Raw genomic sequence first — 14881 nt, 5'->3', positions numbered from 1 at the left:
TTCAATCGTTAATCAAATCTTTCGGGCAACGATGAAATATTCCCGAGAACGTTTCTTCAAGCTATCCGATTCGACAACGGAAAAATTCCCTCGCTCGATGGCATGGATGAAATGGCGTATTTTAAACGATCTTATTTTCGGCACTAAACCAATTTGACCTGCAAGAAATAACAAGCTTCTCAGAAAAATTTTATCGCCCACGCATGGCGTTGCGGAAATCCATAATCCTCCCGGTTTCAACAGTTCATGCATTCTTTGCAAAACGATATGTTCATCTTCCGATAAATGCAGAACATGAAAGGCCAGGATGACATCAAACGAGCCTTTCTTATACCTTTCATCGAAAATGGTCGTATGAGCGTAGGTTATATTGGCAATGTTTCGTTCCTTTGCCTTGTTCTCCGCAATTGTAATCATATTCGACGAGATATCGATCGCCTGAATCCCTTTCACGTATCCGGCAATTTCATTGGAGATCCGCCCGGTCCCGCAGCCGCAATCCAAAACGATGTCGCTTGCTCGGAGATGCGTTTTCGTTTTATTTATCATCTTGGCGTAAGTCGGCTCATCCTTCTTTTCCAATTGATCGTAACGGCTTGCTGCTTGGTCCCAAAAACGTTCCGATTTATTCATTGCAGGCACACCAGCCTTCCAGAGCATATCTCTTAATCGGGTACAGCGTTTCGGTCCGCCAGGTTGAGCCAGGCCTTTGTTCGGCTTGCTTAAAATCGGGTACATCAAAACCGGAACGCCGACATACGCAGCGACCATGAGCAACTGGAAAAACGCCCCTGCAAGCACCTGGTTTTCATTTGCGGAAGCCTTCGCCAGGTAGTCTGCTCCATCGATAACGGGAACGACGCTAAATAGGCCTGCAACCAAACCGGCGATCATTAACAATCCGGTTATGACGGCGGACCTTTTGCCTGATGTCGTGCTCTTCCCCGATCCGGACAGGTGACCCCGGCTTTATCGGCCAATTGCTGCTGGGTCATCCCGTTATGATGAAATCGGAGATTTCGTATTTGATTGCTGATCGCATCCTTTCCCATGTCAAACTCCTTTTTTGTAAAAGTATAATTGAGCGATACGTCCCAGCAGGTCGGATAAAAAACCGAAGGAGATCGCACAAGAAACGTCCAGTAAGTCGGAAGATCCGTAACGAGCGGAACCATGGATAAAATAAACCCGAAGAAAATCACATAAAGCGAAATCCGGTCTGCCTGCTCATCTTCATTCGTGGCGATTTTGTTGAAGATGACAAACGCGATATGAATGATCATCTTCGCTGCGATCGACACCGGGAGCAGCACCAAAATGAAGGAACCCCAAAAATGGAAATCGCTGTCCGAAGTGATGCTGCCTTCCTCCCATATTGCCGGCATGGTTGCTTTTAATTGCTCAACCTTTCTTGAAGACGGCCCAATCTCGCCCGCAATCCTTTCAGGACTTCTTCCGGAGCCTTCCTGACTTTAAGGTCCTCGCCCAAGAAAAGAAGCCAATTCGTGATTTCGGCCAATTCTTCGGGCTTATTCACTTGGACAAAAGTTTTGAGAATGGCCGTGGCCTGATACGGATTTGTATAAGAAAGGGAAGCTTTTAACGGATGGTATTTTTTGTACTGCGCGATTGCGTTTGGCCCCAGTTCGAGGACAAGGTTGATTTCTTCTTCCTGCTTGCCGAGCTTTTCCAAAATCTTTTTCGGGTTTAATCTCTTTTTCGCCGGGTAGGGTTTGACATCGGCGAGCCGGTCGACGGGAAAAATCTTCTTCTTCTCTTCCTCCAAATCAAACCCTTCCATCCACCAATAGCTTTTTTCATGATAAAGATGCAAGAGATAGACGGGATAAGACCGGATTCCTTCCTCTTCATCGACGGCAATCCATAAGCACCGATCCGCCAGCAGGTTTTGGATGAGTTTCTCCAACATCGGATGGGGAAGGTCCGAAAGCTCGAGCAGGTCGGGATTATGCGGGTTGGTTCCTTCGAAAAGCAGGATTTGATTTAGAAGAACGAGGTCGTCCTGCTGGTTATTCGAGATGAGGCCCAGCAATTTTTCGGCTAAAGACTGACGGCTCGTTAGATAGGGGAGCTGCGCGTTTCTCGTGGCCATAAAGGCAATAAAAAGAGCTTTGACCTCATTGTCGGTAAAACGCACGCCGGGCAGGAGAGAGTTGTGCATGACAAAATACCCCCCGTCCCTTCCGACTTCGGCGACAAGCGGCATCCCCAAGGCCTCGATTTCCCGGATATCCCGAATCGCCGTCGAACGGGAGATCCGAAATTCCCGCATGATTTCCGATATCGTAAATTGGGACCGGTTGTTGATATACCGCATGATCGTATTAATCCGTTCGACTTTTTTCATGAAGACTCCTAAACCGTATCGTTTTTTGACATGATTAAAGGTTATCATAAACCTGTCGAAGCAAGAAGACCTAACTCGAACTTAAATCCAAAGAAGGAAGGTTATGAACGATGGCGAATTACGCATTGGAAGAAAAAGAGGGCTTTACCGTTTTCGGTCTCGGAACCGAGCTGAAGAGCGATTACACGGACTATGCCGGCATAAACAAGGAAAAGTCGGACTTCTGGCAAGCCGTTTGCCAAGATGGAAGGCTTGACAAATTAAAAGCCATGGCCGCAAACGACTACGTTTTTGCCGTGAACGAAGCGGTAAATAACAAGATGATGTTTTATGCCGGCGTCATGATCGAGGCATCGGCCCCGGCATCGGAAGAATCCAGCAGGAATATCCAGTTTCCCAAGGGGGAATACCTGGTTGTGAAAGGGGAAGGGAAGACGGACGATGAATTGAATCAAAAGCTGGCCGGCATTGCCTTCGGCCAAGTCTTGCCGGAAGCCAAAAATTTTGCCTATGTCGGCGGGCCGAATGCAACGGTCGTGAAGGATCGGCGTGACGGGTTCGTTTATGGCGAAATGTGGGTTCCCGTCGTCAGGAAATATTAAGAGAAAAGGAGAAATGGAAATGTCCCGCCTCGTTGATTTTAAAAACGTGTCCACGGCCGGTTTGGAGTCTTCGCCGGTAGCGGAAGCGCTTGCCGGTTTGCGCGCCAACGAAGCCCGTTACTTTATGAACAAATACAAGCATGAGTTTACGGTCGTACGCGCCGGCGAAAGCCGGGAGACCCTTGAATATGTCAACCGGATTTTGAAAGAAGAGCGCGGTCTTGAGTTTGCGGCCAAACCTTTGGAAACGTCGCGGTTTCAGGTGGAAAATATAAGATGGGCCTTCGTCTTCTACGAGGACGGACTAGCGGTCAACGTCATGTATACGGTGGATGACCCGAAGAAGCGGGCCGTTGGATTTAAGCTTTCCGAGGGGATGGAGGTCCCCAGGGAATTGGAAGAGAAGAAGTTCAAGTTTGCCAGGCAGAAGTCTAAACTGGCCGGAACGGTTCGGGGCTCGTTTTTTGTAATCAAAGGAGAATGGTAAATTCTAGTCGGCAATCGCTAGTATATGGTAAACTATAGGCAGAGAACGTCAAGCCGAAGGGAGGATTGAATGATGGATATGGAAACGGTCATGCAGGAGCTGGAGGCTCTCGGCAAGGAAAGACTGAGGAAAATTTACTTATGCAATGGCGCGCGCGAACCGCTTTTCGGCGTGGCGACGGGCGCAATGAAGCCGATTGTCAAAAAAATAAAAATCAATCAGGCGTTGGCCGAGCAGCTTTACGCTACGGGGAACTATGACGCCATGTACTTTGCCGGAATTATCGCGGATCCGAAGGCGATGACCGAAGCGGATTTCGAGCGCTGGATCGATGAGGCTTATTTTTACATGATCTCCGACTACGTGGTGGCGGTCACGTTGGCCGAGACGGATATCGCGCAAGAAGTGGCGGACAAATGGATCGCCAGCGGCGAAGAACTGAAAATGTCGGCAGGCTGGAGCTGCTACTGCTGGCTTTTGGGGAGCCGCCCGGACGCCGAGTTTTCCGAAAGCAAGCTTGCCGGCATGCTTGAACGGGCGAAAGCTACGATTCACGAGGCCCCCGAGCGAACGAAATACGCGATGAATAACTTCATCTACACGGCAGCAATATCCTTTAAGCCGCTTCACGATAAGGCGGTGGAGACCGCGAAGGCGGTAGGCCCGGTAGAAGTCAAAAAGGACAAGAAAAAGAGCGGTTTCCTGAACGCTGCCGAAAATATCCAAAAGGCGGTCGATAGAGGCCAGCTCGGTTTCAAGCGGAAATACGTCAGATGTTAAAAGAATGACGGGATTTACGGAAAGCGCCTGTTCGAACGGGCGCTTTTTTCTTTGCGTCTTATTAATCCTGACAACTATTATGTCATAATTAGGGGAGTAGGATAAATCCGGATGAGCCGACAGGTTCGTCGACCGAGGAGAGATGCGCATGAGACTGGACCGTCTGCTGGGCATAACGCTGGAACTGATGGCCAAAAAAAGGGTGACCGCCGCGGAATTGGCCGCCAAGTTCGAGGTGTCGGCACGCACCGTCTACCGTGACGCGGAGCTGATCAATCGGGCCGGCATTCCGGTCGCGTCCTTCAGCGGCGCCGACGGCGGCTTCGAGCTGATGGGCGGATTTTTCCTGACGAGGCAGCATTTCTCGGTCGACGACTTTTCGGTGATCTACACGCTTTTGAAGGCGATGGAAGGGGCGATGGGAAGCGCCGTCGCGTCCCCGATGCGGAAGCTGGCGAGCCTGCATCCCGCTCTGGCGAACGACCGGGAAGCTCTCATTCTCGGCATGAGCGCGCCGGAGCCCGAGCGGGGGAACGTTCGGGAGCTTTTTCGGGCGATCCGGCAATCGCGCGTCGTGCGCATGGCCTATGCGAGCGCATCCGGCACGCCCTCCGAACGCAGCGTAGAGCCGATGAATCTGCTGTGGGAGAAGGGCGTCTGGTACCTGGAAGGATACTGCCGGTCGCGCCGGGCAAAACGGTATTTCCGCGTTTCGCGCATCGCCCGGCTCGACGTGTCGGAGGAGACGTTCTCCCCGCGCCGCGTGCCGGACGAGCCGGAAGCCGAAGAAGAAGGGCAAGGGATTCGGGCCCATCTTCGCTTCGACCTGTCGGCGCGCATGCGCGTGCTCGAGCAGTTCCCGGGCGAATGCGAATATTTGGGCGATCGCATCGAAGTGCGCACGACCTTTTACAAAAAGGAGTATGCGCTGTCGGTCATCGCCAGCTACGGAACGACGGTCGACATCCTGGCGCCGGAGGGGCTGCGGGACGACAGCCGCGACGGCGCTGTTCGCGCAAAGAACGCTGTATCATATGCGCAACAACGGGTTCGGCCTTGCGATCGAAGCGGCGTTGTCGCCGATCGTCATGCTGTTTATTTTCACCTTCCTGTTCGGCGGGGCGATCGCCGGCTCCGCGAGCGGGTACGTTCAGTATTTGCTGCCCGGCATCCTTGTGCTGACGGTCGTGCCGCTAACGGTGTACAGCGGCACGACGCTGTGCACGGATATCGCCAAAGGCGTCTACGACCGGTTCCGCACGATGCCGTTCTGGCAGCCCGCCGCCGTCTTCGGCTCGATTGCCGCCGACGGCTTGCGCTACGCCGCGGCGCTGCTCGTCGTTTTGGCCGCGGGACTTGCGCTCGGCTTCCGGCCGGACGGCGGCGTCGCCGGCGCCGCGCTGGCAGCGCTGTACGTCCTGTTTTTCGCTTACAGCGCCAGCTGGGTGTTCGCGCTCATCGGCAATGCGGCCAAGCGGCCGGAGACGGTGTCGGGCACGAGCATGATGATCGTCTACCCGCTGCTGTTCGCCAGCAACGTGCTCGTCGACACGTCGACGATGCCCCGGTGGCTGCGGGCGGCGATCGAGTTGAATCCGATCAGCGTCGCCGTCAACTTGACCAGGGGGCTGCTGCACGGCACGGCGGATGCCGCCGACGTTGCGGCGGGCATCGGCGTCGGCCTGCCGCTGATCGCCGTATTCGCGCCGTGGACGGTGTACGTTTACCGAAAAGACAATTGCGGTAGGGGTGCGAGATTTCTTTATTTTTGCAGCTTGTAAAATTCAAGGAAAACGCATGGCGTGCCGATATAAAAAGATAGATGGTTTTCAAGGCTCGTCAAAGGCAGCTTGAACGCTGTCTACAAACCGCAAGGAGGCAGTGGAATGAAAGTAACGGGCAACCCCTACGCAACTTATCCGAAATTATCCGGCGAACGCCCGCCGACGGTTTGGCAAACGGGATCGAAGCTTCCGGTTCCGGAAGTCCCCCGCGACCTGCTGGAAATTAGCGACGAGGGGCGACGCAAGCTTGACTTGATCGACAAGGAAGCGACGAAAATCTCGATCCCGGAAAGCCCGAAGGATGACGTAAACGAAATCATGAAAATGTTCCGGCCGGAAACCTATGAAAAAATGAAAGAGCACCTCGATCGGGGGGATGTCAAGGAAGGCTTGAGCGTGCTGCTTTCCTTCGCCAAGGAGCTCGCGAAGCACCCCGATTGGATTCGAGAGTACCGGGAGGCGGCGCAGAAATAAAACGCGGCCAGAACCGTCCGAAACGTCGGGAATCCGATGTTCGGGCGGTTTTTTCGCGGTTCCGGGCTCCTGTCTTTATCGAAAAACTTTAAATCCGCGTGACGGATTCGGCGACTTCCTTCTTTGTCCGGCGGCAATCCTCGAGTTCGGGCACGGACGCCTGAAGCCGAATGTCATTGTCCGGGATTTTCCCGGCACGAATCTTTCCTGTAGGCGGCCGGCGATTGGCCGATGACCGACTTGAAATCTTTAATAAAATGCGCCTGATCGAAATAGCCGAGCTGCGCCGCGAGTTCCGCCCACTGCGCCGATTCTTCCCGCTCTAGCCGCTCCGCCGCTTCCTGCAGCCGGAACCGCTTGATCACCCATTTCGGCGTCACGCCGACATATTTGCGGAACAGGCGCTGCAGCTGCCGGATCGACAGCCCGGTTCGCTCGCTCATTTGCTCGACTTTGACGATCGTTCGGTCGTTCATCGTTTCCCGCACGATGCGATCCGCCAGTTCCGCCTGCGGATCGCGCTCCGGCAGCCGCGCCGACAGGACGAGCTCCGCCTGCTTCGCCATCTCCGCATCGTCGCCCGCATCGAGCACCGCGTCCAGCCACTCGCCGGCGCGGGGACCGAACGCTTCGGACGCCGGGACCGTCTCTCCGGTCAACGACGAGACGTCCCGCCGCCAAAACGGGAAAAACCCGCCCGCGCGAAACTTGACGCCGAGCACCCGGCCCGCTCCGCGCAATTCGCGCACGAACGGCCGCTTCGGGATGCCGTACAGCAGCGCCCGGCGTCCCTCGTCGTCCGACTCGAAAGCCAGGTGCACGTTCGGGAACGACAACACCGTCTGGGTGTGGCGCTGCCCTTCGCCCAAATCATAGCTTACGGTCCAGTAATGCTCGACGAACGGTTCGAGCGGCGGTCCCGGCGAGAAGCGGGACAACGCAAACTTGCCCTGTCCGGCGGCCGCTTGCAGGATGCCGCGCGTCGACGAGCCGTCCCCATGTTTCATGCGCACCAGCCTCCTGACATGTCCGCGTCGCCTTTTTACAATACAGACGAACGGCCAAGCTTCTATAATGGAGCCTAGCAAAAGAAAACCGATTTCGCAACGGCGCCGCAACGGCAAGCCCGGACGAAATCGGCGATGCGAGGCTCAAGATATTGCGAATCGGAGGAATGGAAATGGCCAATCCAAGCAACAGCGCGGGTATGACGGGGAAGCATGTCCGAAATGGGACCCCTAACGGGTACACCGCCATAACGCCGTTTGTCGTCGTGAACGATCCGGCAGAAGCGATCGCCTTTTACGAAACCGTTTTTGGGGCAAAGGCGAAAAGCGTGACGGAATTCGGCGACGACGGCAACAAAATTATCGTTCATGCGGACATCGACTTTGGCAACGGCTTTTTGCAGCTCGGCGCCGCCAACCCGGCCTATCGGCTCGTTCCGCCGCCGGGAGACGGCAATGCGTGCTATTCGCTCGGCATTTACGTGCCCGACGTCGACCGAGCTCTAGAACTGGCCGTAGCCAACGGAGCGACCGTGAGAGAGCCGGCGGCGAACTTTGTTTCCGGAGACCGGTACTGCAGCATTCTGGACCCGTTCGGCATCCGCTGGTCGATCATGACCCGGGTCGAGGATATTTCGGAGGAAGAAAGCTATCGCAGGGTGGCCGAGTGGAGCAAGAGCCAGTAACGCGAAAGGCATCGCGCGCAGCTCCCAGCGCGCGGTGCCTTTCGCTGCAAATGACGCCGGTCGGTCGACCCTATGGCCGAACCGGTCCGCGTCGTCTTGGGCCGGAATGCGACTTACACCAGCTTATGCCGGTACCACTTGTCGCCCTTGAAGCGCCAGGCGAAGATCAGGCCGCGAACGCCCCACTCCGCCACCATCGCCAGCCAAATGCCGGCAATCCCCATGCCGAACGGAATCCCCAACAGGTAGCCCAATCCGATCCGGAACAGCCACATCGTGGCCAGGGAAGCCGCGGACGTGAATTTCGAGTCTCCGGCCGCGCGCAAGGCCGCGGGCAGCACGAAGCTCGGCGCCCACAGGAAGGGCTGGGCGACGGAGATCAGCAGCACGAGCAGGAAGATTGTATCCGCGATTTCGTCCGGCGAAGCGTACAAGGCCATCAGCAGCGGAAATAACGGCAAAATAACGGCGGCAAGCAGCACGAACAGCAGGACCGAAAAGCCGAGAAACGACCGGATAAACTTTCGCGCGTCCTGAATGTCGCGGCTTCCGACGCACATTCCGACGACAGTGACGATCGCGACGCTGAGCGTATTGCCGCCGATCTGAAGGAGCATGGAGATCGAGCCGGCGATCGCGTTGGCGGTCACGGCGAGCGTGCCGAGCTGGACGATGAACGTTTGCGTCAGCAATTTGCCGCCGTTGAAGAACATCTGCTCGGCCGCGAACGGGAGGCCGATGAACAGAATCTTTTTCAAAAGGCCGAAATCCGCTTTGAGCAGCCGCTTTGCCGCGAAATCCAGCGTCTGGTTGTATTTGATCAAATAGACGAACGCGGCGGCGGCGCCGATCGCCCGGGCCGCGATCAGGGAGATCGCGAGGCCGTAGACGCCCATGTCGAACCCTTTGATGAAGACGAGATTCAGCAGGAAGTACGAGAGATTCATGATCAACGAGATGATCAGGCTCGCCTTCGTCTCGCCGACGCCTCTCAGCACCCCGGCCGCGGCCTGCTCCACGGCCAGAAACGGAAACGAAATGCAGCTCCCGATCAAGTAGATCGCCGCCAGCCGAAGCACGTCTTCCTCCACGCTGCCGAATAACAGATTTAACGTTTGTTCATGAAAGATCATCACGACGAAGCTGACGAGCAGGGCGACGACGGCGACCGCCAGGATCGCCTGGGCGGCGGAGCGGCAGACCATGTCCCGATTTCCGCTGCCCTTGTACTGCGCGACGATGACGGTTCCCCCGGTCGCCACGGCGATAAATACGCTAAGGATAAAAACGTTGAGCGAATCCACCGTGCTGACGGCGCTGATCGCGGCCACGCCGGAGGAGCTGATCATCGCCGTATTCAGGATGCCCATCAGGACGATGAACGACGTGTCGACGAAGATCGGCAGGGTAATCCCGAAAATTTGTTTGTAATCCAGGGAATTTCCCGTAAAATATCGGTTCAGCCAGTAGTCGGCTTTTCGTTTCAGAGCAACGCTTGCCCGGTTCAACAATTCATCACTGCTTTTTGTTATGACTTGATGGAACATCTGTATTCTACTCCAAGTATCGTGCGTCTGTAAAAAAGAAATCGGCAGAAATCGATCCTGCCGCGCGGCGCGAACCGAAATTCATCGGACGGCTGCAGTAGAATTCTTATGCTTCTTTTAGGTTCGTTTAACCTTCCTTTTAGATTCGTCCTTCATGATAGAGCCATCGACAGCATGGGAGGATGATTCGAATGAATGAACATACAACGAATGAAACGAACACGGAAAGAACGATCGAACCGGCGACGGAGAACCGCTATGACTCCGGGCAAAAGCTCAGGTCGATCCAGTCGGCCTACGAAAAAGAACTGGCGAAGGCCGATCGTTCGGCTGCCTCGGAGGGCGAGGGCGGCCGCCGGCGCGAAGCGCGTCCGGGACGGACGTCGGCTAGGTCGATTCTCGCGTCCTTTCTGGTCGGCGCTCTGGTCGTCGGAGGCCTCTCCTTCCTGTCGGACCGGCTGAGCCTGTTCACCGGCGACGCGTCCGGCGAGGCCGGGATGTCGGCATCGGGCGGCAGCGCCTATTCGGCTTCCTCCGGGATCACCACCGCTTCTCTAAACGCCGAAGATGATATTTCCTCGGTCTTCGAGCAGGCCAATCCGGCGGTGGTGGAAATCGAGAACTACGGAATCCCGACCGACACGTACGGAGCGTATCTGTTCGGCGGACGCGGCGGCTGGATGGACGGGCCGCAGCAGCAGCGGCAAAGCGCCGAACCCGAGCTGATGGGAACGGGAACCGGATTTTTCTTCAGCGAGGACGGGTACATTTTGACAAACGAGCACGTCATTGCCGACGCTTCGGAGTTGAAGGTGACCGTGCCCGGATACGCCGAGCAGCTGACAGCGGAGGTCGTGAGCGCGTACGAGGAGCTGGACATCGCGGTGCTGAAGGTCGAAAGCCCGGACGGCCAGGCGTTCCCGACGCTGGCGTTCGGGGATTCGGATCAAACGAAAATCGGGGATTGGGTCATCGCGATCGGCAATCCGTACGGCCTGGACCATACGATGACGGTCGGCGTGCTGAGCGCGAAGGAGCGTCCGATCACCATCGCGGAGGAAGACGGCACCGAGCATCAATACGAGCACCTGCTGCAGACCGACGCGTCGATCAACCCCGGCAATTCCGGCGGGCCGCTGCTGAACGAACGGGGCGAGGTCATCGGCATGAACACGGCGGTGAACGCCGAGGCCCAGGGCATCGGGTTCGCCATCTCGTTCGCGACCATTCAGAGCGCGCTAAGCGAGATGTTGGCCGGCGCTTCTGTAAGTCGTATACATTCGCAGCACTCTCCCTTGATCGTCCATAATTAGATGCCGACCTTCAAAACCGGCCGTTCTCCGAAACGGAGCTTGCCTTTCCATTATACAACAAATCGTTGGCCATACGTTGACGGCGACAGGAGCTTTCGGTAGGATAGACGAAACAGCTCCCGTCGCGCATCCTGCCGGTGCGTATCCAGGCGGGCCTTTATTCGTTTTAGGAGGAAGGTATGGATTTTATCAAAAACCTGCTGGCGGATCTCGGAGTTCAGGCAACGATTGCGGGCTATCTGGCCAATATGATCATGATCGTCGGAATCGGCGCGCTCGGCATCTTGGCGCATTTTATCACGAAAAAAGTCATCCTCAAGGTCATTACCCCTTACATTCGCAACAATCGGTTCAAGTGGGACAATTATCTGTTGGAGCGAAAGGTCATCCAGAGGCTTTCCCATCTGGTTCCGGCCGTCATCATCTATTATTTTTCCTTCAGCTTCCCTTCCTATCAGCACTTGATCGCGAAGGGCGTCGCCATCTATATCATCGTCGTGACGCTGGCGGTGCTGGACGCTCTTCTGAACGCGCTGAACGATTTCTATTGCACCTTTGAAGTCTCGAAAATGAGACCGATCCGCGGCTACATCCAGGTCGCTAAAATTATCATTTTTACCATCGGCGGAATTCTCGCGATCTCCAACCTGATCGGGGAGAGTCCCCTTATTCTCTTAAGCGGGATCGGCGCCTTGTCGGCCGTCGTCATGCTCATTTTCAAGGATTCGATCCTGGGGCTGGTCGCCGGGGTTCAATTGACCTCCAACGACATGGTGCGCGTCGGCGACTGGATCGAAATGCCGAAATACGGCGCGAACGGCGACATCATCGATATTTCCTTGAACACGGTAAAAGTCCAGAACTTCGATAAAACGATCACGACCATTCCGACTTACGCGCTCATTTCGGATTCCTTCATCAACTGGAGAGGAATGCAAAATGCCGGCGGCCGGCGCATCAAACGTTCCATTCGGCTGGACACGGGCAGCATCGCTTTTTGCAGTCCGGAGATGATCGACAAATTCAAAAAAATTCATTACCTGAGCGACTACATCGCCGGCAAAGAGAAAGAAATCGAACAATACAATCTGGAAAACGAAATCGACCGGTCCAGCCCGGTAAACGGCAGGGCGCTGACGAACATCGGCGTGTTTCGGGCGTATATCCAAAACTATCTCGAGCATCACCCCAAAATCCACAAAAGCATGACGCGCATGGTGAGGCAGCTCGAGCCGGGGGAAACCGGCCTGCCGCTGGAAATTTACGCCTTTACGAACGATACCGCCTGGGCCGCGTACGAGGGAATTCAGTCCGATATTTTCGACCATATACTGGCCGTCGCGCCGGAGTTCGGCCTGCGGGTGTTCCAAAGTCCGAGCGGTCACGATATGAAGAGCTTGTCGGCGAGAGAGCGGGTCGGCTATTACGAAGTGCGCTGATAATATGCAACTTTAGAGTTGCGAATTCGCCCCGCGCTATGGTACTATAGGTGCAACCGAAAAGTTGCATATAAGCTGGTTTTAGACCATGGAACGGAACGGGAGGCGCAGGAAAATGAGTCAAGTCACGGTGATGCGCACGATCTGGATCGATGCGCCGCAGGAACGCGTCTGGCAGGCGGTGACGGAGGCGGAGCAGCTCTCGCGCTGGTATGCGCCAGGATCGCCTTGGGAAATTCCGGAGCTTCGCGAAGGGGCGACCTTGTATTTTCATCATTCCCCCAACGAGACGAAAGATCAGGCCCGGCAGACGGAGGAAGGGTACGGCATGTCGCTGGAAAATATGCAGGCGCACATCGAGGGAAGGAGCTTGCCGCATTGAGCGTCGAGCTTGTTTTTAACGCGTTGGGCGAGCCGATCCGGAGACAGCTGCTGGAGACCCTTTCCATCCAGGGGCCGAAGACGGCGACGGAGCTTGCCCGGTCGTACCCGATTACGCGGCAGGGAATTCTCAAGCACTTGCACGTTCTCCAGCAAGCGGGCCTGGTGAGCGTCCGCCAGCATGGCCGCGGCAAACGCTACGAGCTGTCTCCGGAGCCGCTCGGCGAGATTTCGCATTGGGCGGAGGCGATCGGCGGCAGATGGGAGGATCGCTTGCAGCGTTTGAAGGGCATGATGGAGAACGGGGAGGAGACAGAGCGATGAACATCCGCAGTTTTGAGCAAGACATCGGCGAGACCCTGTTGGAACGAGGACACGACTATTATGCGGAAGGACGCGTCGTTGACGTCTACGAACAAGGGGAGCGCGAATATGTTTTCCGGATTCAAGGCAGCGACGACTACATGGTGGTCGTCAAGCTCGACGAACAAGGAGAAATCCTGTCCTCGAGCTGCGATTGCCCCTATGACTATTCATCCGTTTGCAAGCACGAGGTGGCGGCTTACTACGAATTGTCGGATCTGTTAAGCGGAGAGGATGAGGCACGCCAATCGGACGGACAGTCGGCGCCGGCCAAACGGCCGGATTTGCGGGAAGCGCTGAATTGTCTTTCCAAGGAAGAGTTGGTCAGCATCGTCCTGGAGCAGGCCCGCAAGGATGAGATTTTAAGAAATACCCTTATGGTCAACCATGCCGGAGGCGACGCCAGGCAAGAGCTGAACAAATGCCGGAAGCTGATCGACGCCATCGTCCGCAAATATCAAGGCCGGGGAGGCTTTATCCCTTACCGGGAAACGGCTTATTTTGCGCGCGAGTTAAGCGGCGTGTTGAATGTGGCAAGGAACGCGGCGAACAAGCCGCTGGCGCTGGATATTGCCTTTTTGCTGCTGGAAAATGCCGTCGAAGCGTTTCAATACGCCGACGATTCCGACGGCTCGATCGGCGGGCTGGCGGACGAAGCGCTGGAGCTGATCGAGGAAATCGCAGGCGGCAGCGGCGGGCTGGAGCCGCAGGCAAGAGAGCGAATGTTCGACAAGCTGCTGCAACGAAGCGACAGCGATGTATTCGAAGGCTGGGAAGACTACCGGATCGGATTGCTCCGAATAGGCACCGTTTTTGCCGATGCGGAAACGCTCCGGATCAGGCTGCGCGAGAAAATCGAAAACCGGATTCGCCAACATGCCGCCGACGAGTACAACAAGTACAGTACGGAAAGCATGCTCGGCATCCTGTTGGACATGCTGGAACAATACGGCACGGCGGAAGAAGCGGAACGATTCGTCAAGGAACAACTGCGATATTCATCTTTCAGGGAACGTTACATCCAAAAATGCTTGCAGGAAAAGAACTTTCATCAGGCGCTGGAGTCGGCTTTGGAAGGAGAAGCTCAAGACCGGTCGTTCCCCGGTCTCGTCGTCAAATGGAAGCAATTGAGATACATCGCGTATAAAGGACTGTCGCTCAAGGAAGAGCAGGAGAGATTGGCCAGAGAGCTATTATCGGCCGGACATTTCGAGTATTACGGCGAGCTGAAGCTTTTGACCGCCGGGGACGAGACGGTATATTCCCGTTTAAAGCAGGAGCTGAGCCAGGGAAGCAACTGGCAACAACAGGGCGTTTATCTTCGGCTGCTGGAAGAAGAGAACGACCTGGACGCGCTCATGGAGTATGTAAGGGAGAATCCGCGCAGCGTAGAAAGGTATGCAAGCAAACTGGCGGACCGGTTCAAGGATGAGGTCGCGGAGGCTTATCGAACTTTTATCCGCTCGGCGGCAAGCGCAGCTTCCAACCGAAAACAGTACAAGGACGTATGCGCCGTGCTGACCAGATTCAAGAAGATCGCGGGGAGCGATGTTCAACAGGAATTGGCAAGCGAATTAAAGTCGCGATATAACCGAAAACCTGCATTCGTGGAAGAGCTGGACAATGTGATGTAAGCGATTCTGGAGGGGG

Annotated in this window: 17 protein-coding genes and 2 pseudogenes; 13 read left to right on the top strand and 6 right to left on the bottom strand. The window is 55.7% G+C overall.

What is annotated here, in order from left to right:
- Window positions 1-12 precede the first annotated feature (12 nt).
- The 3 genes from B7E11_RS29555 to B7E11_RS12980 form a co-directional block, all read right to left on the bottom strand.
- Entirely contained in the window at window positions 13-894 is an 882-nt protein-coding gene (locus B7E11_RS29555; protein WP_176220728.1) for a DUF4386 family protein, read from the bottom strand.
- Window positions 895-905: 11 nt separating this feature from the next.
- On the bottom strand, window positions 906-1301 hold the full coding sequence (locus B7E11_RS30260) for a helix-turn-helix domain-containing protein (protein ID WP_245809704.1): 396 nt from the start codon (window positions 1299-1301) through the stop codon (window positions 906-908).
- A gap of 92 nt (window positions 1302-1393) precedes the next feature.
- Window positions 1394-2368 (bottom strand): helix-turn-helix transcriptional regulator, encoded by a 975-nt coding sequence (locus B7E11_RS12980; RefSeq protein WP_080834939.1) that lies wholly within the window; start codon window positions 2366-2368, stop codon window positions 1394-1396.
- A 110-nt stretch (window positions 2369-2478) separates the two neighbouring features.
- Between B7E11_RS12980 and B7E11_RS12975 the strand changes: the two genes are divergently transcribed.
- The 4 genes and pseudogenes from B7E11_RS12975 to B7E11_RS30645 all read left to right on the top strand — a co-directional run.
- Window positions 2479-2970: a GyrI-like domain-containing protein gene (locus B7E11_RS12975; protein WP_080834937.1), complete on the top strand. Its 492-nt coding sequence runs from the start codon at window positions 2479-2481 to the stop codon at window positions 2968-2970.
- 19 nt (window positions 2971-2989) lie between these two features.
- The gene (locus B7E11_RS12970) at window positions 2990-3457 is read left to right on the top strand and encodes a phage tail protein (RefSeq protein ID WP_080834935.1); all 468 of its coding nucleotides are present in this window, start codon (window positions 2990-2992) and stop codon (window positions 3455-3457) included.
- 72 nt (window positions 3458-3529) lie between these two features.
- Window positions 3530-4237: a DNA alkylation repair protein gene (locus B7E11_RS12965; RefSeq protein ID WP_080834933.1), complete on the top strand. Its 708-nt coding sequence runs from the start codon at window positions 3530-3532 to the stop codon at window positions 4235-4237.
- Between the two features lie 142 nt (window positions 4238-4379).
- Window positions 4380-4526, top strand: a pseudogene (locus B7E11_RS30645) (HTH domain-containing protein); the annotation flags it as partial.
- A gap of 98 nt (window positions 4527-4624) precedes the next feature.
- On the opposite strand, the gene B7E11_RS30250 reads toward B7E11_RS30645, so the two are convergent.
- Window positions 4625-4819, bottom strand: a complete 195-nt coding sequence (locus B7E11_RS30250) for a hypothetical protein (RefSeq protein WP_245809703.1) — start codon at window positions 4817-4819, stop codon at window positions 4625-4627.
- Here B7E11_RS30250 and B7E11_RS30245 point away from each other — a divergent pair.
- From B7E11_RS30245 to B7E11_RS12955, 3 genes and pseudogenes are all read left to right on the top strand, one after another.
- Window positions 4743-5180 (top strand): annotated as a pseudogene (locus tag B7E11_RS30245) (helix-turn-helix transcriptional regulator); the annotation flags it as partial. The gene B7E11_RS30250 and the pseudogene B7E11_RS30245 sit on opposite strands and share 77 nt — an antisense overlap.
- Window positions 5161-6018 carry an ABC transporter permease gene (locus tag B7E11_RS30240; RefSeq protein WP_245809702.1) on the top strand — a complete coding sequence of 286 codons (858 nt, stop codon included), beginning with the start codon at window positions 5161-5163 and terminating at the stop codon, window positions 6016-6018. The pseudogene B7E11_RS30245 and the gene B7E11_RS30240, both read left to right, overlap by 20 nt.
- A 105-nt stretch (window positions 6019-6123) precedes the next feature.
- Window positions 6124-6495: a hypothetical protein gene (locus B7E11_RS12955; RefSeq protein WP_080834929.1), complete on the top strand. Its 372-nt coding sequence runs from the start codon at window positions 6124-6126 to the stop codon at window positions 6493-6495.
- Window positions 6496-6668: 173 nt separating this feature from the next.
- Here the strand turns inward: B7E11_RS12955 and B7E11_RS12950 are convergent, their stop codons facing one another.
- A complete protein-coding gene (locus B7E11_RS12950; protein WP_080834927.1) occupies window positions 6669-7502 on the bottom strand; it encodes a helix-turn-helix domain-containing protein in 834 nt (277 codons plus the stop codon).
- A gap of 173 nt (window positions 7503-7675) precedes the next feature.
- Between B7E11_RS12950 and B7E11_RS12945 the strand changes: the two genes are divergently transcribed.
- A complete protein-coding gene (locus B7E11_RS12945) occupies window positions 7676-8188 on the top strand; it encodes a VOC family protein (protein WP_080834925.1) in 513 nt (170 codons plus the stop codon).
- Between the two features lie 113 nt (window positions 8189-8301).
- Here the strand turns inward: B7E11_RS12945 and B7E11_RS12940 are convergent, their stop codons facing one another.
- A complete protein-coding gene (locus B7E11_RS12940) occupies window positions 8302-9735 on the bottom strand; it encodes an MATE family efflux transporter (RefSeq protein ID WP_080834923.1) in 1434 nt (477 codons plus the stop codon).
- 191 nt (window positions 9736-9926) lie between these two features.
- Here B7E11_RS12940 and B7E11_RS12935 point away from each other — a divergent pair, with 191 nt between their 5' ends.
- From B7E11_RS12935 to B7E11_RS12915, 5 genes are all read left to right on the top strand, one after another.
- Window positions 9927-11048 carry a S1C family serine protease gene (locus B7E11_RS12935; protein ID WP_245809701.1) on the top strand — a complete coding sequence of 374 codons (1122 nt, stop codon included), beginning with the start codon at window positions 9927-9929 and terminating at the stop codon, window positions 11046-11048.
- A gap of 179 nt (window positions 11049-11227) precedes the next feature.
- The gene (locus B7E11_RS12930) at window positions 11228-12487 is read left to right on the top strand and encodes a mechanosensitive ion channel family protein (protein ID WP_080834920.1); all 1260 of its coding nucleotides are present in this window, start codon (window positions 11228-11230) and stop codon (window positions 12485-12487) included.
- A gap of 115 nt (window positions 12488-12602) precedes the next feature.
- The gene (locus B7E11_RS12925) at window positions 12603-12869 is read left to right on the top strand and encodes an SRPBCC family protein (protein ID WP_245809700.1); all 267 of its coding nucleotides are present in this window, start codon (window positions 12603-12605) and stop codon (window positions 12867-12869) included.
- Window positions 12866-13192, top strand: coding sequence for an ArsR/SmtB family transcription factor (locus tag B7E11_RS12920; protein ID WP_080834918.1), 327 nt, complete (start codon window positions 12866-12868; stop codon window positions 13190-13192). Before B7E11_RS12925 ends, B7E11_RS12920 begins: the two co-directional genes overlap by 4 nt.
- On the top strand, window positions 13189-14865 hold the full coding sequence (locus B7E11_RS12915; protein ID WP_080834916.1) for an SWIM zinc finger family protein: 1677 nt from the start codon (window positions 13189-13191) through the stop codon (window positions 14863-14865). Before B7E11_RS12920 ends, B7E11_RS12915 begins: the two co-directional genes overlap by 4 nt.
- The last annotated feature ends 16 nt before the right edge of the window (window positions 14866-14881 follow it).

The sequence above is a fragment of the Cohnella massiliensis genome (genome assembly GCF_900169535.1).
Classification (GTDB): domain Bacteria; phylum Bacillota; class Bacilli; order Paenibacillales; family Paenibacillaceae; genus Cohnella; species Cohnella algarum.
This window is presented reverse-complemented; position numbering and strand designations above follow the sequence as displayed.

What these genes read in the sequence shown, in the direction of transcription:
- B7E11_RS29555 (WP_176220728.1), bottom strand. Translation starts at nt 894, where the DNA reads ATGATCGCCGGTTTGGTTGCAGGCCTATTTAGCGTCGTTCCCGTTATC.
- B7E11_RS12980 (WP_080834939.1), bottom strand. Translation starts at nt 2,368, where the DNA reads ATGAAAAAAGTCGAACGGATTAATACGATCATGCGGTATATCAACAAC.
- B7E11_RS12975 (WP_080834937.1), top strand. Translation starts at nt 2,479, where the DNA reads ATGGCGAATTACGCATTGGAAGAAAAAGAGGGCTTTACCGTTTTCGGT.
- B7E11_RS12970 (WP_080834935.1), top strand. Translation starts at nt 2,990, where the DNA reads ATGTCCCGCCTCGTTGATTTTAAAAACGTGTCCACGGCCGGTTTGGAG.
- B7E11_RS12965 (WP_080834933.1), top strand. Translation starts at nt 3,530, where the DNA reads ATGGATATGGAAACGGTCATGCAGGAGCTGGAGGCTCTCGGCAAGGAA.
- B7E11_RS30250 (WP_245809703.1), bottom strand. Translation starts at nt 4,819, where the DNA reads ATGCGCACGACGCGCGATTGCCGGATCGCCCGAAAAAGCTCCCGAACG.
- B7E11_RS30240 (WP_245809702.1), top strand. Translation starts at nt 5,161, where the DNA reads ATGCGCTGTCGGTCATCGCCAGCTACGGAACGACGGTCGACATCCTGG.
- B7E11_RS12955 (WP_080834929.1), top strand. Translation starts at nt 6,124, where the DNA reads ATGAAAGTAACGGGCAACCCCTACGCAACTTATCCGAAATTATCCGGC.
- B7E11_RS12950 (WP_080834927.1), bottom strand. Translation starts at nt 7,502, where the DNA reads ATGAAACATGGGGACGGCTCGTCGACGCGCGGCATCCTGCAAGCGGCC.
- B7E11_RS12945 (WP_080834925.1), top strand. Translation starts at nt 7,676, where the DNA reads ATGGCCAATCCAAGCAACAGCGCGGGTATGACGGGGAAGCATGTCCGA.
- B7E11_RS12940 (WP_080834923.1), bottom strand. Translation starts at nt 9,735, where the DNA reads ATGTTCCATCAAGTCATAACAAAAAGCAGTGATGAATTGTTGAACCGG.
- B7E11_RS12935 (WP_245809701.1), top strand. Translation starts at nt 9,927, where the DNA reads ATGAATGAACATACAACGAATGAAACGAACACGGAAAGAACGATCGAA.
- B7E11_RS12930 (WP_080834920.1), top strand. Translation starts at nt 11,228, where the DNA reads ATGGATTTTATCAAAAACCTGCTGGCGGATCTCGGAGTTCAGGCAACG.
- B7E11_RS12925 (WP_245809700.1), top strand. Translation starts at nt 12,603, where the DNA reads ATGAGTCAAGTCACGGTGATGCGCACGATCTGGATCGATGCGCCGCAG.
- B7E11_RS12915 (WP_080834916.1), top strand. Translation starts at nt 13,189, where the DNA reads ATGAACATCCGCAGTTTTGAGCAAGACATCGGCGAGACCCTGTTGGAA.